This is a genomic window from Bacillus sp. GW821-FHT01G09, from assembly GCF_059422205.1.
The window spans coordinates 189,799-205,928 of sequence record NZ_JBWKWL010000004.1 but is presented as its reverse complement, the minus strand read 5'-3'; the positions used below and the strand labels follow the sequence as shown (position 1 = coordinate 205,928).

The window sequence follows — 16,130 nt, the reverse complement described above, 5'->3', positions numbered from 1 at the left end:
CAATCCTTTACAGTAAGAGGTGTGACGATGAAAAAACAGCAATTTATTGATATGCAGGAGCAGGGAACATCAACCATCCCCAATCTTCTGCTCACGCATTATAAACAGCTTGGGCTTAATGAAACAGAACTTATTCTGCTGTTAAAAATTAAAATGCATTTAGAAAAAGGATCATATTTTCCTACACCGAATCAGCTGCAGGAAGGTATGTCAATTTCTGTTGAAGAATGCACAAACAGATTGCGGATGTTTATTCAAAAAGGCTTTCTGTTTATTGAAGAATGCGAGGATCAAAACGGCATCAAATTTGAGAAATATTCTCTTCAGCCTTTATGGGGCAAGCTGTACGAGTATATTCAGCTTGCACAGAATCAAACACAGGAAAGAAAAGCAGAAGGGGAACAAAAAAGCCTTTATACCATTTTTGAGGAAGAGTTCGCAAGGCCGTTATCGCCTTTGGAGTGTGAAACGCTGGCGATCTGGCAGGACCAGGATCAGCATGACGCACAACTGATCAAACACGCGTTAAAAGAGGCTGTACTATCAGGAAAACTCAGTTTCCGCTACATTGACCGGATTTTGTTTGAATGGAAGAAAAACGGGCTTAAAACTGTGGAGCAAGCAAAAATACACAGCCAAAAATTCCGGCGTGTACAAGCAAAGCAGAATGAACCGCAAAAAGAGTATAAAAGGCAGGTTCCTTTTTACAATTGGCTTGAACAATAAAGTGAAAAGGTGACAATCGTGTTAAATCTAAAACAAATTGAATTCTGTTTAGACAAGATAGGTGACATGTTTCCTCATGCGGAGTGTGAACTGGTTCATTCCAATCCTTTTGAATTAGTGGTGGCTGTTGCTTTATCTGCGCAATGTACAGATGCACTTGTAAACAGAGTGACCAAAACATTATTCCAAAAATACAAACGGCCGGAAGACTATTTGGCTGTTCCGCTGGAAGAGCTTCAGCAGGATATTAAATCAATCGGTTTATATCGTAATAAAGCGAAAAATATTCAAAAGCTGAGTAAAATGATTATTGAAGATTACGGCGGAGAAGTGCCGAGAGACCGCGATGAGCTTGTCAAACTGCCAGGGGTCGGGAGAAAGACCGCAAACGTAGTGGTATCCGTTGCGTTTGGCGTGCCGGCCATAGCCGTAGATACCCATGTGGAGAGAGTCAGCAAACGATTGGGCATTTGCCGGTGGAAGGACTCGGTTCTGGAAGTTGAAAAGACGCTGATGCGCAAGGTTCCCAAAGAAGACTGGTCCGTTACGCATCACCGGCTTATTTTCTTCGGCAGATATCACTGTAAAGCCCAATCTCCGCGCTGTGCGGAGTGTCCGCTGCTTTCTTTGTGCAGAGAAGGGCAGAAGAGAGATAAAAAAGGACTGGTGAAACGATGACGCAAGCAAAAGAAGTGTTGTCTTCCTATGAGCAATACTTGCGCAGTCTTGGCCAGAAGAGTTCCTCGGATATGAAGAAAACCTTGCAGACCAATCCCGTGTATTTTGATTTCTGCACGGAATTACAAGGCGATTTGCCATGGGAGGACAGCGGGAAATACGTTCCGCTTTTATTTGAAGTGTGGGATGACATCAAAGCATCACTTCTCCCAGTCTTTCAAACACGAAAATCGAGATGTGACCAAAACGAAATGTTAAAGGGCATTGTGTGTTTGCTGGCTTCGTTACATTGGACAGCAGGTGAGCCGGTGAAATCGCTCGATTGGCAAGAACTGAGGGAGAAATCATATCCCGCAAAGCCGATTAATTGGGCTGAACGAGTGGAATTTATTCTTCTTAAGCCGACCCAATACCATTGCTTTATTCAGCTTGATGAGCTGATTACCGAAATGAAAAAGCATTTTTATAAATATCATGCGATGAATCGATAAAACCTCCTCTTAAAACGGGAGGTTTTTTTATTGTGTACCAAAAAAGCCATCACCCCAAAGGTGACGGCTTTTTTGTTTAATTTGTTTTTTCAATGGATGATGAGTTTGTTTGTGTTTTATTAGATGTGTCTGTTTTATTTTTATTCGTGTCAGAACCTGTTGAATCATTCTTACCAGAGTTCGAATCACCATCCGACGTATCCTGGTTGTTACTGTTGTCGTTATCGTTTGATTGGTCTTGGTTATTGTTGTCGGACGGATTGGTGTTCGTATTGTCTTGTTTTTTGTCTTGATCGTTTGTTGAATCATCTGTCTGATCTTGATCCGTCTGACCGTCATCTTTTTGAGAATCATCAGTTTGTGTATCATCCTGAGTCTTCTCATCATCTTGTTTTTCATCATCCGTTTGTTGCTGGTCTTTTTTATCTTCATCGTCTTCAGCTTTTGGCACCGCAAAGGATGTGGAAGCTGTACTTTTGCCATCATCACTGACGGCTGTTACTTCGAATTTGTACACAGATCCTGGCTGCACACCCGAAATGACTGCCTCTTTTGCAGAGCTGTTTTGAATTTCCGAGTAGCTGCCGCCGTCAACAGATTGCTTAACAGCAAAGGTCGCATCTCCGTCGTAATTCCAGCTTAACGTTAAAGATTGATTGTCTTTATCGTATTTCACGTTTAAACCAGACAGTTTAGCTGTTTCCTCTTTTTCTTCTTTCTCATATGTTTTAGAAACAGTAGAAGGAGCTGTGCCTTTAACAAAGTACTCTGTGAGCTTCTTATCGCTTGGCGTATTTGGCCCTGCCAGTTTTGCAGGGTTTGAGCCTTTTTCTACAGAGGCTTCCACTACGCTGTCAGGCTTCTCAAATGATCCGCTTCCGTCATCGACATCGGCGATGAGCTGGGCGAAGATGCGCTTTGCAACTTTTTGCTCTTCAGCTGAAAGTGATTTCTTTCCAGCCTCGTTTTCTCCCATTCCCGTCCAGACGGCAGCTGTATATTGCGGTGTGTAGCCAACGAACCAAGAATCTCGGGCGCCACCGCTAGCGATATTGTACCTTTTGACTTCATTATCATCAAAGTTAGTCGTTCCTGTTTTTCCTGCAACTTCTACACCAGGTACTTGTGCAAGCTGTCCAGTACCTGTCTTCACAGCTGTTTTCAGCATATCTGTAATCATAAACGCAGTATAATCACTCATGGCTGATTTTGATTTTGGTGTTAAGTCAAGCTTCGTGCCATCGTTAAATTCGATAGATTTTACAAAATGCGGTTCATTATACGTTCCGTTATTTCCAAACGCGCTGTATGCACCTGCCATTGTCAGAGGAGAAACACCATCGTTCCCACCGAAACCACCAATAGAATAGGCCTCTGTTACATTATCTTTTGTTAAACCAAGCCCGAGTCCATTTGCAAAGTCTACAGCAGTATCTTTACCGACTGCCTGGAATGCTTTTAAAGCAGGTATATTTCTTGATTGGGCCAGAGCGTAACGCATTGAGATAGGCCCTAGATATTTGCGGTCCCAATCACGAATCGGTTTTCCGTTAGAATACGTATAAGCTGAGTCATCAATTTGTTCGTATGTGGACCATTTCTTATTTTCAATAACTGGTCCGTAGTCCAAAATCGGTTTTATGGTCGAACCAGGCTGTGCCTTAGTTTGAGTAGCATAGTTAAAGCCTCCGACAGGCTGATTGCGTCCCGCACCAATCGCCCGTACTTCTCCGGTTTTTGTATCGAGAAGGGTAACGCCGCCCTGCATGCCTTCAGTAAATCCGACGGTGTCTCCGTCCATTAATTCATCTAGTTTATCTTGTGCTTTTGTATCTAATGTCGTATAGATCTTTAATCCGTCAGCAGATGGATCGACATCAGATTTTTCATCAATTTCCTTCATAACCTCTTCAACAAATGCGCTGTATTTGTTTGTACTTGCTTTTTCATATTCCTTCTGTGACACGACGCCTTCGTCTTTCACTGCCACTTTTTTCGCTTTGTTATATTGAGAATCAGAAATAAATCCTTGTTTTTTCATCAGACTGAGGACGATGTTCCGTCTTTTTTCCGCTTTATCCGGATTTTTAACCGGGTTATACGCTGTTGGGCTCTGCGGCATGCCTGCCAGTGTGGCAGCCTGTTCGACAGTCAATTTGCTTAAATCTGTAACGCCGAAAAATTCTTCCGCCGCTTTTCCAATTCCGTATGCTCTAGGAGAAAAATAAATCCGGTTTAAATACATTTCTAAAATTTCATCTTTAGAGTAATTGCGCTCCAGCTGAATCGAAAGCCATACTTCCTGCACCTTCCGTTTCAACGTCTTCTGATGTGAAAGAAGGGAGTTTTTGACGACCTGCTGGGTGATCGTACTTCCGCCTTCAGCCCCGAAGCCGTCTTTAAAGTTGGCAACTAAAGCACCGCCGATACGGACAGGGTCAATCCCGTGGTGCTCATAAAAACGGGCGTCTTCTGTCGCGATAAAGGCTTCTTTTACAACATCGGGAATTTCATCTATCGAGACGTAGGTCCGTTTTTCGGCGCCGACTTCGGCGATCTCTTTTCCATTTTTATCATAAATCGTTGATGAATAAGGCGTCTTCAATTTGCTTTCATCAAGGGACGGCGCATCAGAAACCATGACGGCAAATGTAACAGCACCGCCGACTACGCCTAAAACAAACAGAATGAGTAAAGTGAAAAGGGTCTTTTTAAACAATCCGCCCTTTTTTCGTTTCTTGCCTTTTTTCGGTGAAGGACTCGACTTGCTGTTCGCTTTTCGTCGAGCTTCACGGCTGTTAAATTGATCTGACATAACATCTCAACCTTTCGTTAATCAACCTTTCGCACCAGATGATGGCGAAAAATAAAGCTGTTCAATAATACTAATATAATCAATTCTGGGTGCGTATCCAAGAGAAATCGGATAAGCTGTTTCTTCCAACTCATCTTTTCGAATTGATTTTCTGCCGTTTTTTTCTTTTCTGTCCCAGAAATAAAACAGCTTATCGGCCTCCAAAAAATAAACCTGGTCGAAAGCGGATATAATAACAAAACAAATACCGTCTTGAGCCTTTACCTGCTTCATATGCTCGATTTGATGGTCATGAAAATTCTGCAGGGGGAAAGAGGTCTTGTTTTTCGTTTCTTTCGCCTCAAAATCAATATACCGCCCTTTGTAAATCCCATTGTAGTCTGTTGTCGATGATTGTTTAAAGTAAGCTTCTTTAATCACTGCGGCACTTCTTTTTGGATAATGGACATTTACAATTTGAACAGGTGTCGGCTTTTTGTGTATAACGGCAATTTGGTTTGTCAGATAATACTTATTCGTTTCGTTTAAGTCATCTTCGAGGGTCATTCCGCGATTACTGTAAGACGGGGACCTTTTCTGACTGTTTTGGGATGAAACCGAATGTTTCGGCTGAAATGTTTTTCCGTTAGGATACCGAATCACTTTCTCATCCTCCTTATTAAACTAATCATGACGGAAGTGAATGAACGTGCAAGAACAACAGACCATCATAAAGCTTCTGAGCCGGATTGAGCGGCAGACAAAAATAAAAAACGCGGATAACATTTCAAGAACAAATGCTTATAAAGCATTTTACGACCGTCATCCGGAAATCAAATGGTCGCTTTTGGCTTCTTTCGTTTCTCGTAATGCCGGCTGGTCAATGACTGACTTAAAAGGCAGTCTGTTTCAGCTTGGACTTCGTGAGAGACAGCAAAAATGGTTCTTTTTAGCCTATGAAAGAGCGAACTGGCTTATTTTTTCGGATGCCTATCCGCAGCTTCTACTATACCACTGGTCAAAAAGAGTTGGGAAACCGCTGTTTCATCTTCTGCATGTGTTTGGCGTCTCACAATTTATGTCGGAAGAATGGACCCGTTTTTGGCATGAGCGAAATACGGAGCGGCTAATGTATGCCCTCATTATAAATGAACAAAACACTATCCAAACACCTATTATACAAAATCCTTCGTTTAAAAAGAATGTTTTTGACACGATTCCTTTTTATTTAAGTGACTGGTTTCATTTTAACACCGTTATTTTTCCTTCCTCAAATGGGTTTCTTTACGGCATTTCAGTGAAACGCTTTTCAAAGGCGGAGGAAAGGATAAGGCTGGGAAAGCAGCTGTCTCAATTGCTGTTCAAGCCAGAATTGTTCTCCTCTTTTTATCACTTTTTGCACACAGTGCCGCACACAGGTTCCCGTTTTGATATGGAAAAGATGATCGGGATTACAAAAAGAACATCTCCTATGCTAAGGACATGCTACCCTGAGTTAATCCACTCATTAGACGGAACGAAAACAGATTGGTTTCATGGAAAGATAAAGAAAACGTTCTTTAGGCGCGAGGAATTGCCGAAGCAGATTGAATTGACAGACTGGTATTTACATAAAAAGCGCCAGCTTCATGCGCTTTTTGCGGTGGAGCAGTGGCTAAAAAAATAAAGAAGCAAGGAAATTCCTTGCTTCTTACGTAGAAGGGCGGTTCGGGCCGCCTAATTTTTTATCTAAAGAATCGATTGCCTTTGATTCAGTCTTTTTTTGCTGGCCGGCTTTTTTCGGTCTTGTTTTCATACGGCACCTCCTCACAAGTATCGTTTGCATTAAGGAGGAGGATCATACAATTTTTGCGGGTGTTTTTGTCGAAAACTTCAGCTTTTCGTGGAATACCTGTTTGTTTGGCGATTTGCTTCTAGTTTTGTCATGAGGAAGGAAAGAGCCTGGAGAGCAAAGAATTTTAACCGGGAGAGACAAGGAAAGGGAGGTACACGAATGTCCGGTTATGTATGCAAGACAGATATTCTCCGTATGCTTTCTGATATAGAAGATGAATTAACGCGAGCTGAGCAAAGCCTGAATCATTCTGTAAATGCATTAGAGGCTGAGATGCGGGAAACGGAAAACGATCGCCTAAGTGTGCTTGAAGAAGAAATCATAGATCTTCATATTTGTATAAATGAGCTGTATCAATCGCCTGAACACAGGTATGCGTTTGAGAAGGTATACCGCATCGGCTGAATTTGTGAGTGAAATTTGGTACGATAAGCATTGAGGTGAAAGGTATTGCTATCACAAACATTGCTGGAAATGACCGAGCAAATGATTGAAGTTGCTGAAAAAGGCGCTGATCGGTATCAGGAAGGAAAAAACAGTAATCATTCTTATGATTTTTTTGAGACGATAAAGCCTGCAGTTGAAGAGAATGATGAACTGGCGGCTCGCTGGGCAGAGGGTGCTCTTGAATTGATAAAAGCCCGCCGGCCAAAATATGTGCATAAAGAGCAAATTGAGACCGTAAAGGATAATTTCCTGGAATTGGTCCTTCAATCATATGTTCATCATATTCATAAAAAACGGTTCAAGGACATCACTGAATCAGTCCTTTATACATTGCACGCAGTAAAGGATGAAATTGCAAGAGAAGACAGCCGGTAAAAGGCTGTCTTCTTTTCGTTTTTATAGGGGGCCGGACGTTAATTCATCTCATATGCCGGGCTTTCTGCTCCATTTGCTTCGAGAACCTTCATACTGTTACGAAACTCAGTTATGCTGAGATGTCCTTGAATATAGAGGAACTTGGCAAAGTCCATCAGTTTATTCATACAGTCTGTTTCATATTTCTTCATTTCTGCAAAACGTTTGCTTAAGTATGATACGTTCATTATGGTGCATCCCCTCTCATCTGTATTGAAAATATGGTACCATAATGATTCGACTTTTTTCTGTTTTTAAAAAATTTAAACTTTCGACACAATTTGACAAATGCTAATCATCACTTGTGACACAAACAATAGAAGTCATTCATACATATATAGAAGAGAAATATGTTGTGTTTAGGGGGGAATCGCAATGAACAGGAGCTCTCGAAGCTATCCTCGGCAAATGGGCTATTATTATCCTCAGCAAATGCAAGGATATTATCAGCAGGCTGCACCCGGTTATTTAGAGCAACAACTGCCTCAGCAGCATTATGGACAGCAGGATTATTATCAGCCCTATGCTCCGATCCAGCCTATGCCTATGCAGCCGCCTGTATTTTCTAACCCTTATCCTATCCCAAGGCCTAATCAACAGCAGCCTTCGCAATTTCAAAGCATTATGTCGCAGTTCAAAAAAGCCAATGGGCAATTTGATTTTAATAAAATGATGGATACGACAGGTCAAGTAATGAGTGCAATGAATCAGGTCGGATCTTTAATAAAGGGATTTACCAGCTTTTTTAAATGATAGAAGCATGAATGAATCGTTCATTCATGCTTATTTTTTGGAAAGAAAAGTGTCATTGTCTGCTCGTTCCAAGACGTTTCCATATCTTCTTGGCGAACTTCATAAGGCAGCTGAACTGTTCTTGTCATGCTTGTAAAGGTAGCCTCATTTTGGTGTTTCTGTTTTTCTTGGAGTGTTACATGGAGATACCTCGATTTAACATCAACGACGATCTCGCCATCTCGAAACGTCGCCGGAATGGTAATATCGATATACAGCCCAGTATCTCTTTCTCTGACATGTATGGTCGTCTGCACATCCTTTAAACTCGAGTTGATCAGGTTCTGAAATCCGTTTATAAGGTTGCCGAACGCTGAGGATTGAAAAAGAGTGTCGATTGCCTCCGTTATGATTTCTTCTTTCTTTTGCAGTTCGTTCTTTTTGTCATCATGGAATTCCAATTTCGCCACCGCCTTTTTTAACCAGATTATGCGTCTATGCCAGATGTTGTTATAAATTGAAGCAAAATTGAAAGTGTGGTTAAATAGTGGTGAATGAAGGGATAACGGTTGAAGTGAATGAGAAGGGAGAAAATACATTGCTGAAAAAATTATTCGGAATGGGCAAAACTCAGGAAAAGGTGACAGAAGAGGTTATTTATTCTCCGGCAGACGGTACAGTAATGGACCTGTCAGATGTGCCGGACCCTGTTTTTTCACAGAAAATGATGGGAGAAGGAATAGCGGTGGAACCTTCTAGCGGTGAAATCGTTTCTCCCGCTGAAGGTGAAGTCATTCAGATTTTCCACACCAAACACGCCGTTGGCATTCGGACTCGCTCGGGAATTGAGCTGTTAATTCATGTCGGGCTGGAGACAGTCAATATGAACGGAGAAGGATTTACTGCCCACATTAAAGAAGGGGATAAAGTGAAGGTCGGTGACCCGCTGATTACATGTGATTTGGAATTAATAAAAGAAAAAGCGAGCAGCACAGTCATCCCAATCGTTATAATGAATGGTGAGGCTGTAGGGTCAATTGTGCCGGCAGGCGAAAAGGCTGCTCGTAAAGGCGAATCAAAGCTCCTTACAATAAAAGCGAAATAAGCAGGGCGTATGCCTTGCTTTTTTTATTCAACTGTATAAAATTTGCACCTAGCCATGCAAACAAATATTCGGTAAACTGTACTTGACAAAGAGGTGTAAAGAATGAAAAAGAAATCACTGACTGAACTCATTTCTGATTTAAAAGGAAATGAAAACGTTGTGAATTGGCATGAAATTGAGCCTCGGGAAGCAAAAACAAGGCCTATGCCCGAAAGTATAGACGAGAGAATCAAAGCGGCCCTTTCGAAAAGGGGCATTGATGAACTATATACTCACCAATATTCCGCTTTTCAATATGTGCAAAAAGGAGAAAGCATCGTTACCGTAACGCCAACAGCATCAGGAAAAACGTTATGCTACAACCTCCCAGTCCTGCAGTCCATCGCCCAAGATGAAACAAACCGGGCGTTATATTTATTTCCGACTAAAGCGCTGGCACAAGACCAAAAGAGCGAGCTAAATGAAATTATTGATGAAATGGGCATTGATATTAAAAGCTTTACATATGACGGGGATACGTCTCCGGCAATCAGACAAAAGGTGAGAAAAGCAGGTCATATTGTCATTACAAACCCCGATATGCTGCATTCTGCCATTCTACCGCATCATACGAAATGGGTCAGCTTGTTTGAAAACCTTAAGTATATCGTCATCGATGAGCTTCATACGTATCGAGGTGTGTTCGGCAGCCATGTGGCAAATGTGATCCGGCGGCTGAAGCGGATCTGCCGGTTTTATGGAAGTGATCCAGTTTTTATTTGTACTTCCGCAACGATTGCCAACCCAAAGGAATTGGGAGAGCAGCTGACAGGCAAACCGATGCGGCTGGTCGATGACAACGGCGCACCGAGCGGACGCAAGCATTTTGTGTTTTACAATCCGCCAATTGTGAACAAACCGCTGAATATTAGAAGGAGCGCAACCGCAGAAGTGAATGAACTGGCGAAAGAGTTCCTTAAAAACAAAGTGCAGACCATTGTTTTTGCCAGAAGCAGAGTTCGGGTGGAAATTATTTTAAGCCATATCCAGGAGCTTGTGAAAAAAGAGATTGGAACAAAATCAATCAGAGGCTATCGGGGAGGCTATCTGCCGAAAGAGAGAAGAGAAATCGAAAGAGGCCTGAGAGAAGGCGACATTTTAGGAGTGGTCAGTACGAATGCCTTAGAGCTTGGTGTTGATATCGGCCAGCTGCAAGTGTGTGTAATGACGGGGTATCCCGGAAGTGTTGCAAGTGCTTGGCAGCAGGCGGGACGGGCCGGCAGAAGACACGGTGAATCTTTGATTATCATGGTAGCCAATTCAACACCGATTGACCAATATATTGTGCGGCATCCTGAATATTTCTTTAATCGTTCGCCGGAATCTGCAAGAATCAATCCGGAGAATTTGATTATTTTAGTAGACCACTTAAAGTGTGCGGCTTATGAGCTTCCTTTTAGAGCTGATGAAGAATTTGGAGCCATAGAAGTCAGTGATATTCTTGAGTATCTTCAGGAAGAGGCTGTTCTTCACCGCAACGGCGAACGGTACCATTGGGCAAGTGAGTCGTTCCCTGCTTCAAACATCAGTTTGCGTTCCGCCTCCCAGGAAAATGTCGTTATAGTTGATCAGTCGGATATTGCAAATGTAAGGATTATCGGTGAAATGGACCGTTTTAGCGCGATGACGCTTTTACATGATGAAGCAATTTATTTGCATGAAGGTGTTCAGTATCAAGTTGAGAAGCTCGATTGGGACCATAAAAAGGCGTATGTCAGAAAAGTCGATGTCGAATATTATACGGATGCAAACCTGGCAGTTCAGCTGAAGGTATTAGAAATCGATAAAACGAAAGAAAAAAGCCGTACGTCATTGCACTACGGAGACGTCACTGTCAATGCCCTGCCGACCATTTTTAAAAAAATAAAAATGACCACTTTTGAAAATATTGGGTCTGGACCTATTCATTTGCCGGAAGAAGAACTGCATACAAGTGCAGCTTGGCTCGAAATCAAAACAGCGGATGAAGACATCGGGGAAAAGACACTGGAACAGCTGCTTCTTGGCATCTCGAATGTGCTGCAGCATATTGTCCCTGTGTATATCATGTGTGATCGAAATGATGTTCATGTAGTTTCTCAAATTAAAGCAGCCCATACCGGATTGCCAACCATATTTTTATATGATCATTATCCGGGCGGTATCGGTTTGGCGGAGGAAGTCTTTAAACGTTTTTCAGACATTAATGAAGCGGCGAAACAACTGATTACACATTGTCCTTGTCATGACGGCTGTCCGTCTTGTATAGGTACGGAAATAGAAGGGATAAAAGCAAAGAAAAGAATTTTGCAGCTGTTGGATCAAATGTCGTAAGGAGGGGGGCCGGATATGTCATTAAAAGGGAAACTCCAGCGGATGAAAAAGCACATGGTGCTCGATGAAGGAGAACAAAAAATAGAAGCAGGCAAACAAGAAAACCACTTTGATGACATCCCGTTTTTAGAAGAGTGGGAGGCTTTTGGCATGAAGCCTTTCATCTTCGAAGATGAATACTGCCTTATCAGAGAAGTGGAATATCCGCTTTCTCACCGCCATGGGTTATACAGCTTTTCTGAGCTTGAGGAAGTGATCACACTGTGGAATCAAAGCGGCCTGTCGCATACATTGTCAGCAAAAGGGTATAACAAAAACAACCTCTTTTTCTTTGATACAGAAACAACCGGTCTTGGGGGTGGAGCTGGGAATACCATTTTTTTGCTTGGGCATGCGAGAGTATATGAAGACCGAGTGACAGTCAAACAGCATCTTTTGCCCAAACCGGGGAACGAAGTCGCCTTGTACCAAAGCTTTTTAAGCGAGGTTGACATTACATCACTTGTGACCTACAACGGCAAAGCCTTTGATTGGCCGCAGGTGAAAACAAGGCACACCTTGATCCGTGACAGACTTCCGAAGCTTCCGGAGTTTGGCCACTTTGATCTTTTGCATGGAGCTAGACGCCTGTGGAAACACAAAATGGACCGCGTATCTCTTGGCACGGTTGAAAAAGAGGAGCTCGGCATCCGCAGACTAGAAGACACACCGGGCTACTTGGCGCCAATGCTTTACTTTCATTTTATAAAGGCGCAAGAGCCGGATCTTTTAAAAGGTGTCCTGCATCATAATGAAATGGATGTGTTATCGCTCATTTCATTGTACATCCATATGTCTAAAAAAATCCTTTCAGAATCACATGCGCCAAAAGAACACAGTGAAGCCTATGCTATGGCGAAATGGTTTATGGCTCATAAAGAAACGGACCAAGCGATCAAGCAGTTGGAAAGGCTTATAGAAAAATCGTTTGAGGACCAGGACAGTGCACAGCTGGATTTATCGCTTCTGTACAAAAAACAAAACCGCTTGGAAGAAGCAGTGCCGCTTTGGGAAAAGCTGTCCCGCTCGCATAACCAGAAGTGCAGATACGCTGCTGTAATAGAGCTCGCGAAATATTTTGAGCATAAGAAAAAAGAATTCGGAAAAGCATTGCAAATAGCAGAGCAATTGCTTAGCGATGCGGCATGCTTATCAGAGAAAGAAACTGAAAAACTGCATGTGAGAATTGCCCGGCTAAAGAGGAAATATTCCTCTTGAATATTCCCCGGGAAAGCGCAAAAGACGACTTGTTTCGCCATGAATTTTTTTTGCTGAATTCACATTGATTTTGTTGTAGAATAGCGGCGAATCCTGTAAAATGACGTTAGTTATTTTTAAAGGGAGAGTTGGTATGTATAAGGGTGTTTTTTACTTGTTCTTTGTTGTGGTATTTTTGATTGCTTTTGTGTTTTCAAACTTTAAAGACAGCTTAATTGCACACTTTTAAAATAGGTCTTTGCATCAGAACATGTACCCCTTATTTTTCATAGCTTAGTATTGTAATAAAGTTTATGGAAAGGGGATTTTATCATGCATCACTGCAGACCGCATATGATGGCGCCAATTGTCCATCCTACTCATTGCTGTGAACACCATACGTTTTCGAAGACTATCGTGCCGCACATTCACCCACAGCATACAACAAACGTAAACCACCAGCATTTTCAGCACGTTCACTACTTTCCACACACTTTCTCAAATGTTGACCCGGCTACGCATCAGCATTTTCAAGCAGGAAAACCTTGCTGCGACTACTAGTATGGAAAACGTGCAGCTTGATGGTGTAAACAATGCAGGACAACAAATGGGGCCCACGGGAGCCCCATTTTTTAAAGCAGGTGAAATGATGAAAGTATTGGCAATAACGGGCTATAAACCGTTTGAACTCGGGATATTTAAGCAGGATGACAAGGCGCTGTATTACATAAAAAAAGCCATTAAGAACCGGCTGATTGCTTTTTTGGATGAAGGATTAGAATGGATTTTAATTTCGGGCCAGCTTGGAGCAGAGCTGTGGGCGGCAGAAGCTGCATATGATTTGCAGGAAGAATACCCTGACTTAAAGGTAGCTGTCATCACACCATTTTACGAGCAGGAAAAGAACTGGAAAGAACCGAATAAGGAACAGTATGAAGCAGTTCTGGCTCAGGCAGACTATGAAGCAAGCCTGACTCACCGTCCTTATGAAAGCCCGCTTCAATTCAAACAAAAAAATCAGTTCTTCATTGATAAGTCCGACGGGCTTCTGCTTTTATATGACCCGGAAAAGGAAGGCTCCCCTAAGTATATGCTTGGGACAGCGGAAAAAAGGCGCGAACAGGATGGCTATCCCATCTACTTTATTACAATGGATGACTTGAGAGTGACAGTAGAGGAAGACAGCTACTCATAGCAATAAGAGAAATTTGACAACCGTACAGATTTCTGAAAAAATATATGTGATGATTCACGATACGAGGTGAAAAAGATGCTTGCTGATAAAGTAAAGCTTTCTGCGAAAGAAATTTTGGAAAAAGAATTTAAAACAGGCGTTAGAGGCTACAAGCAAGAAGACGTTGACAAATTTTTAGATATGATTATTAAGGATTATGAAACCTTCCATCAAGAAATTGAAGAACTGCAGCAGGAAAATCTGCAGCTGAAAAAACAGCTTGAAGAAGCCAGCAAAAAACAGCCTGTGCAATCTAACACAACAAACTTTGATATTTTAAAACGGCTGTCTAACTTAGAAAAACACGTTTTTGGCAGCAAGCTTTATGATTGATCACGCTTGAAAAAAATGGCGCTTGTAAATTGTAATCAGTTGTTATATAATAATTCATGTTCTTAACGTTCGGGTAATCGCTGCAGATCTTGAATCTGTAGAGGAAAGTCCATGCTCGCACGGTGCTGAGATGCCCGTAGTGTTCGTGCCTAGCGAAGTCATAAGCTAGGGCAGTCTTTAGAGGCTGACGGCAGGAAAAAAGCCTACGTCTTCGGATATGGCTGAGTATCCTTGAAAGTGCCACAGTGACGAAGTCTCACTAGAAATGGTGAGAGTGGAACGCGGTAAACCCCTCGAGCGAGAAACCCAAATTTTGGTAGGGGAACCTTCTTAACGGAATTCAACGGAGAGAAGGACAGAATGCTTTCTGTAGATAGATGATTGCCGCCTGAGTACGAGGTGATGAGCCGTTTGCAGTACGACGGAACAAAACATGGCTTACAGAACGTTAGACCACTTACATTTAAAATGATGAAAACAAGCTCTCCCGTATAAGGAGAGCTTTTATCTTGAAAAGAGAAAAGTTTTAAAAGACAGGGTGATACGATGAAGAAGTATACACTAATTGCAACGGCGCCGATGGGCATTGAAGCTGTTGTCGCAAAGGAAGTACGAGATTTAGGATACGAATGCAAGGTTGATAACGGGAAAGTTATTTTTGAAGGTGATGCACTTGCCATCTGCCGTGCGAACCTTTGGCTTAGAACAGCCGACCGCATAAAGGTTCAGGTTGCTTCTTTTAAAGCGAAAACATTTGATGAACTGTTTGAAAAAACGAAAGCGATTAACTGGCGCTCGTTTATACCTGAAAACGGGAAATTCCCTGTCATCGGAAAATCGGTAAAATCAACACTTGCAAGCGTTCCCGACTGTCAGCGGATCGTCAAAAAAGCAATTGTCGAAAAGCTCAAGCTGCAGTCCGGCAAAGCCAATGATTGGATTGAAGAAACAGGTGCTGAGTATAAAGTGGAAATATCTTTATTGAAAGATCAGGCTTTGATTACACTGGACTCATCAGGGACGGGCCTTCACAAACGAGGATACCGTGTCGATCAGGGCGGTGCGCCGATTAAAGAAACACTTGCTGCCGCTTTGGTGCAATTAACCAATTGGACGCCTGACCGCCCGTTTGTTGATCCTTTCTGCGGCTCCGGAACAATCGCGATAGAAGCGGCGTTAATCGGCCAAAACATCGCCCCGGGATTCAACCGCGATTTTGTATCAGAGGATTGGGAATGGATCGGTAAAGATCTGTGGAACAAAGCGCGGCTTGAAGTCGAAGAAAAGGCAAATTATGATCAGCCGCTTACAATTTTCGCTAGCGACATAGACCACCGCATGGTTCAAATCGCAAAAGAAAATGCAGAGGAAGCAGGACTGGGAGATCTAATCCAGTTCAAACAGATGCAGGTCAAAGACTTTACCACAAATCTGGAGTTTGGCGTAATTGTTGGCAACCCGCCATATGGAGAGCGTCTCGGCGAGAAAAAAGCCGTTGAACAGATGTACAAAGAAATGGGGCAGGCGTTCGAGCCGCTTGATACTTGGTCTGTGTATATGCTGACATCAAATGAAAACTTTGAGGAAGCATATGGCAGAAAAGCAACGAAGAAACGAAAACTCTTTAACGGGTTTATTAAAACGGATTATTATCAATACTGGTCAAAAGTAAGACCGCAGCGCAAGAAAACAGAAAACGCATAAAAAGAAGACGCTCTGCATGCGTCTTCTTTCATCTTTCAGCCCTATTCTAT

Annotated in this window: 20 protein-coding genes and 1 other RNA gene; 16 read left to right on the top strand and 5 right to left on the bottom strand. The window is 42.4% G+C overall.

The features are described 5' to 3' along the window. The first annotated feature begins 27 nt into the window (after positions 1-27). Genes dnaD through AC07VD_RS14560 form a run of 3 tightly spaced genes read left to right on the top strand, consistent with a single transcriptional unit; the run spans position 28 to position 1,895 of the window. Positions 28-726 carry a DNA replication protein DnaD gene (dnaD, locus tag AC07VD_RS14570; RefSeq protein ID WP_004398499.1) on the top strand — a complete coding sequence of 233 codons (699 nt, stop codon included), beginning with the start codon at positions 28-30 and terminating at the stop codon, positions 724-726. A gap of 18 nt (positions 727-744) precedes the next feature. Continuing rightward, positions 745-1,404 carry an endonuclease III gene (nth, locus tag AC07VD_RS14565; RefSeq protein ID WP_009967580.1) on the top strand — a complete coding sequence of 220 codons (660 nt, stop codon included), beginning with the start codon at positions 745-747 and terminating at the stop codon, positions 1,402-1,404. Next, positions 1,401-1,895, top strand: a complete 495-nt coding sequence (locus AC07VD_RS14560; RefSeq protein WP_024571845.1) for a YpoC family protein — start codon at positions 1,401-1,403, stop codon at positions 1,893-1,895. Before nth ends, AC07VD_RS14560 begins: the two co-directional genes overlap by 4 nt. Before the next feature lie 76 nt (positions 1,896-1,971). Here AC07VD_RS14560 and AC07VD_RS14555 read toward each other — a convergent pair whose 3' ends face one another. Together AC07VD_RS14555 and recU are read right to left on the bottom strand one after the other, a co-directional pair. Beyond that, on the bottom strand, positions 1,972-4,710 hold the full coding sequence (locus AC07VD_RS14555; RefSeq protein WP_217018368.1) for a PBP1A family penicillin-binding protein: 2,739 nt from the start codon (positions 4,708-4,710) through the stop codon (positions 1,972-1,974). A gap of 21 nt (positions 4,711-4,731) precedes the next feature. Further along, positions 4,732-5,352, bottom strand: coding sequence for a Holliday junction resolvase RecU (recU, locus tag AC07VD_RS14550; RefSeq protein WP_024571847.1), 621 nt, complete (start codon positions 5,350-5,352; stop codon positions 4,732-4,734). A 40-nt stretch (positions 5,353-5,392) separates the two neighbouring features. On the opposite strand from recU, the gene AC07VD_RS14545 reads away from it, so the two are divergent. After that, the gene (locus AC07VD_RS14545; protein WP_217018369.1) at positions 5,393-6,355 is read left to right on the top strand and encodes a DUF2515 domain-containing protein; all 963 of its coding nucleotides are present in this window, start codon (positions 5,393-5,395) and stop codon (positions 6,353-6,355) included. Between the two features lie 24 nt (positions 6,356-6,379). Here the strand turns inward: AC07VD_RS14545 and sspM are convergent, their stop codons facing one another. Further along, on the bottom strand, positions 6,380-6,484 hold the full coding sequence (sspM, locus tag AC07VD_RS14540) for an acid-soluble spore protein SspM (RefSeq protein WP_003225606.1): 105 nt from the start codon (positions 6,482-6,484) through the stop codon (positions 6,380-6,382). Between the two features lie 198 nt (positions 6,485-6,682). On the opposite strand from sspM, the gene AC07VD_RS14535 reads away from it, so the two are divergent. Further along, the gene (locus AC07VD_RS14535) at positions 6,683-6,928 is read left to right on the top strand and encodes a YppD family protein (RefSeq protein WP_004398488.1); all 246 of its coding nucleotides are present in this window, start codon (positions 6,683-6,685) and stop codon (positions 6,926-6,928) included. Between the two features lie 45 nt (positions 6,929-6,973). Further along, on the top strand, positions 6,974-7,345 hold the full coding sequence (locus tag AC07VD_RS14530; protein ID WP_063335219.1) for a YppE family protein: 372 nt from the start codon (positions 6,974-6,976) through the stop codon (positions 7,343-7,345). A 38-nt stretch (positions 7,346-7,383) separates the two neighbouring features. Here AC07VD_RS14530 and AC07VD_RS14525 read toward each other — a convergent pair whose 3' ends face one another. Next, complete coding sequence (locus AC07VD_RS14525; protein ID WP_003230690.1) at positions 7,384-7,572, bottom strand: YppF family protein; 189 nt, start codon at positions 7,570-7,572, stop codon at positions 7,384-7,386. 187 nt (positions 7,573-7,759) lie between these two features. On the opposite strand from AC07VD_RS14525, the gene AC07VD_RS14520 reads away from it, so the two are divergent. Then, entirely contained in the window at positions 7,760-8,137 is a 378-nt protein-coding gene (locus tag AC07VD_RS14520) for a YppG family protein (RefSeq protein WP_014477159.1), read from the top strand. Positions 8,138-8,157: 20 nt separating this feature from the next. Here AC07VD_RS14520 and AC07VD_RS14515 read toward each other — a convergent pair whose 3' ends face one another. After that, positions 8,158-8,577 (bottom strand): Hsp20/alpha crystallin family protein, encoded by a 420-nt coding sequence (locus tag AC07VD_RS14515; protein WP_004398640.1) that lies wholly within the window; start codon positions 8,575-8,577, stop codon positions 8,158-8,160. 137 nt (positions 8,578-8,714) lie between these two features. On the opposite strand from AC07VD_RS14515, the gene AC07VD_RS14510 reads away from it, so the two are divergent. From AC07VD_RS14510 to AC07VD_RS14470, 9 genes are all read left to right on the top strand, one after another. After that, positions 8,715-9,221: a PTS sugar transporter subunit IIA gene (locus AC07VD_RS14510; RefSeq protein ID WP_015483368.1), complete on the top strand. Its 507-nt coding sequence runs from the start codon at positions 8,715-8,717 to the stop codon at positions 9,219-9,221. Positions 9,222-9,323: 102 nt separating this feature from the next. After that, a complete protein-coding gene (gene mrfA / locus AC07VD_RS14505) occupies positions 9,324-11,573 on the top strand; it encodes an ATP-dependent helicase MrfA (protein WP_494721825.1) in 2,250 nt (749 codons plus the stop codon). Between the two features lie 15 nt (positions 11,574-11,588). Then, positions 11,589-12,830, top strand: a complete 1,242-nt coding sequence (gene mrfB / locus AC07VD_RS14500) for a metal-dependent exonucleaseMrfB (RefSeq protein WP_128737976.1) — start codon at positions 11,589-11,591, stop codon at positions 12,828-12,830. A gap of 100 nt (positions 12,831-12,930) precedes the next feature. Next, a complete protein-coding gene (locus AC07VD_RS14495) occupies positions 12,931-13,059 on the top strand; it encodes a hypothetical protein (RefSeq protein WP_003230707.1) in 129 nt (42 codons plus the stop codon). A gap of 83 nt (positions 13,060-13,142) precedes the next feature. Then, positions 13,143-13,370, top strand: a complete 228-nt coding sequence (gene cotD / locus AC07VD_RS14490; protein ID WP_010886551.1) for a spore coat protein CotD — start codon at positions 13,143-13,145, stop codon at positions 13,368-13,370. Between the two features lie 88 nt (positions 13,371-13,458). Next, positions 13,459-14,004, top strand: a complete 546-nt coding sequence (locus AC07VD_RS14485) for an SLOG family protein (RefSeq protein WP_169072847.1) — start codon at positions 13,459-13,461, stop codon at positions 14,002-14,004. Between the two features lie 75 nt (positions 14,005-14,079). Continuing rightward, entirely contained in the window at positions 14,080-14,376 is a 297-nt protein-coding gene (gene gpsB, locus AC07VD_RS14480) for a cell division regulator GpsB (RefSeq protein WP_003225629.1), read from the top strand. A 65-nt stretch (positions 14,377-14,441) separates the two neighbouring features. Next, positions 14,442-14,822, top strand: an RNA gene (gene rnpB, locus AC07VD_RS14475) — RNase P RNA component class B. Between the two features lie 100 nt (positions 14,823-14,922). Beyond that, on the top strand, positions 14,923-16,080 hold the full coding sequence (locus AC07VD_RS14470; RefSeq protein ID WP_009967571.1) for a THUMP domain-containing class I SAM-dependent RNA methyltransferase: 1,158 nt from the start codon (positions 14,923-14,925) through the stop codon (positions 16,078-16,080). The last annotated feature ends 50 nt before the right edge of the window (positions 16,081-16,130 follow it).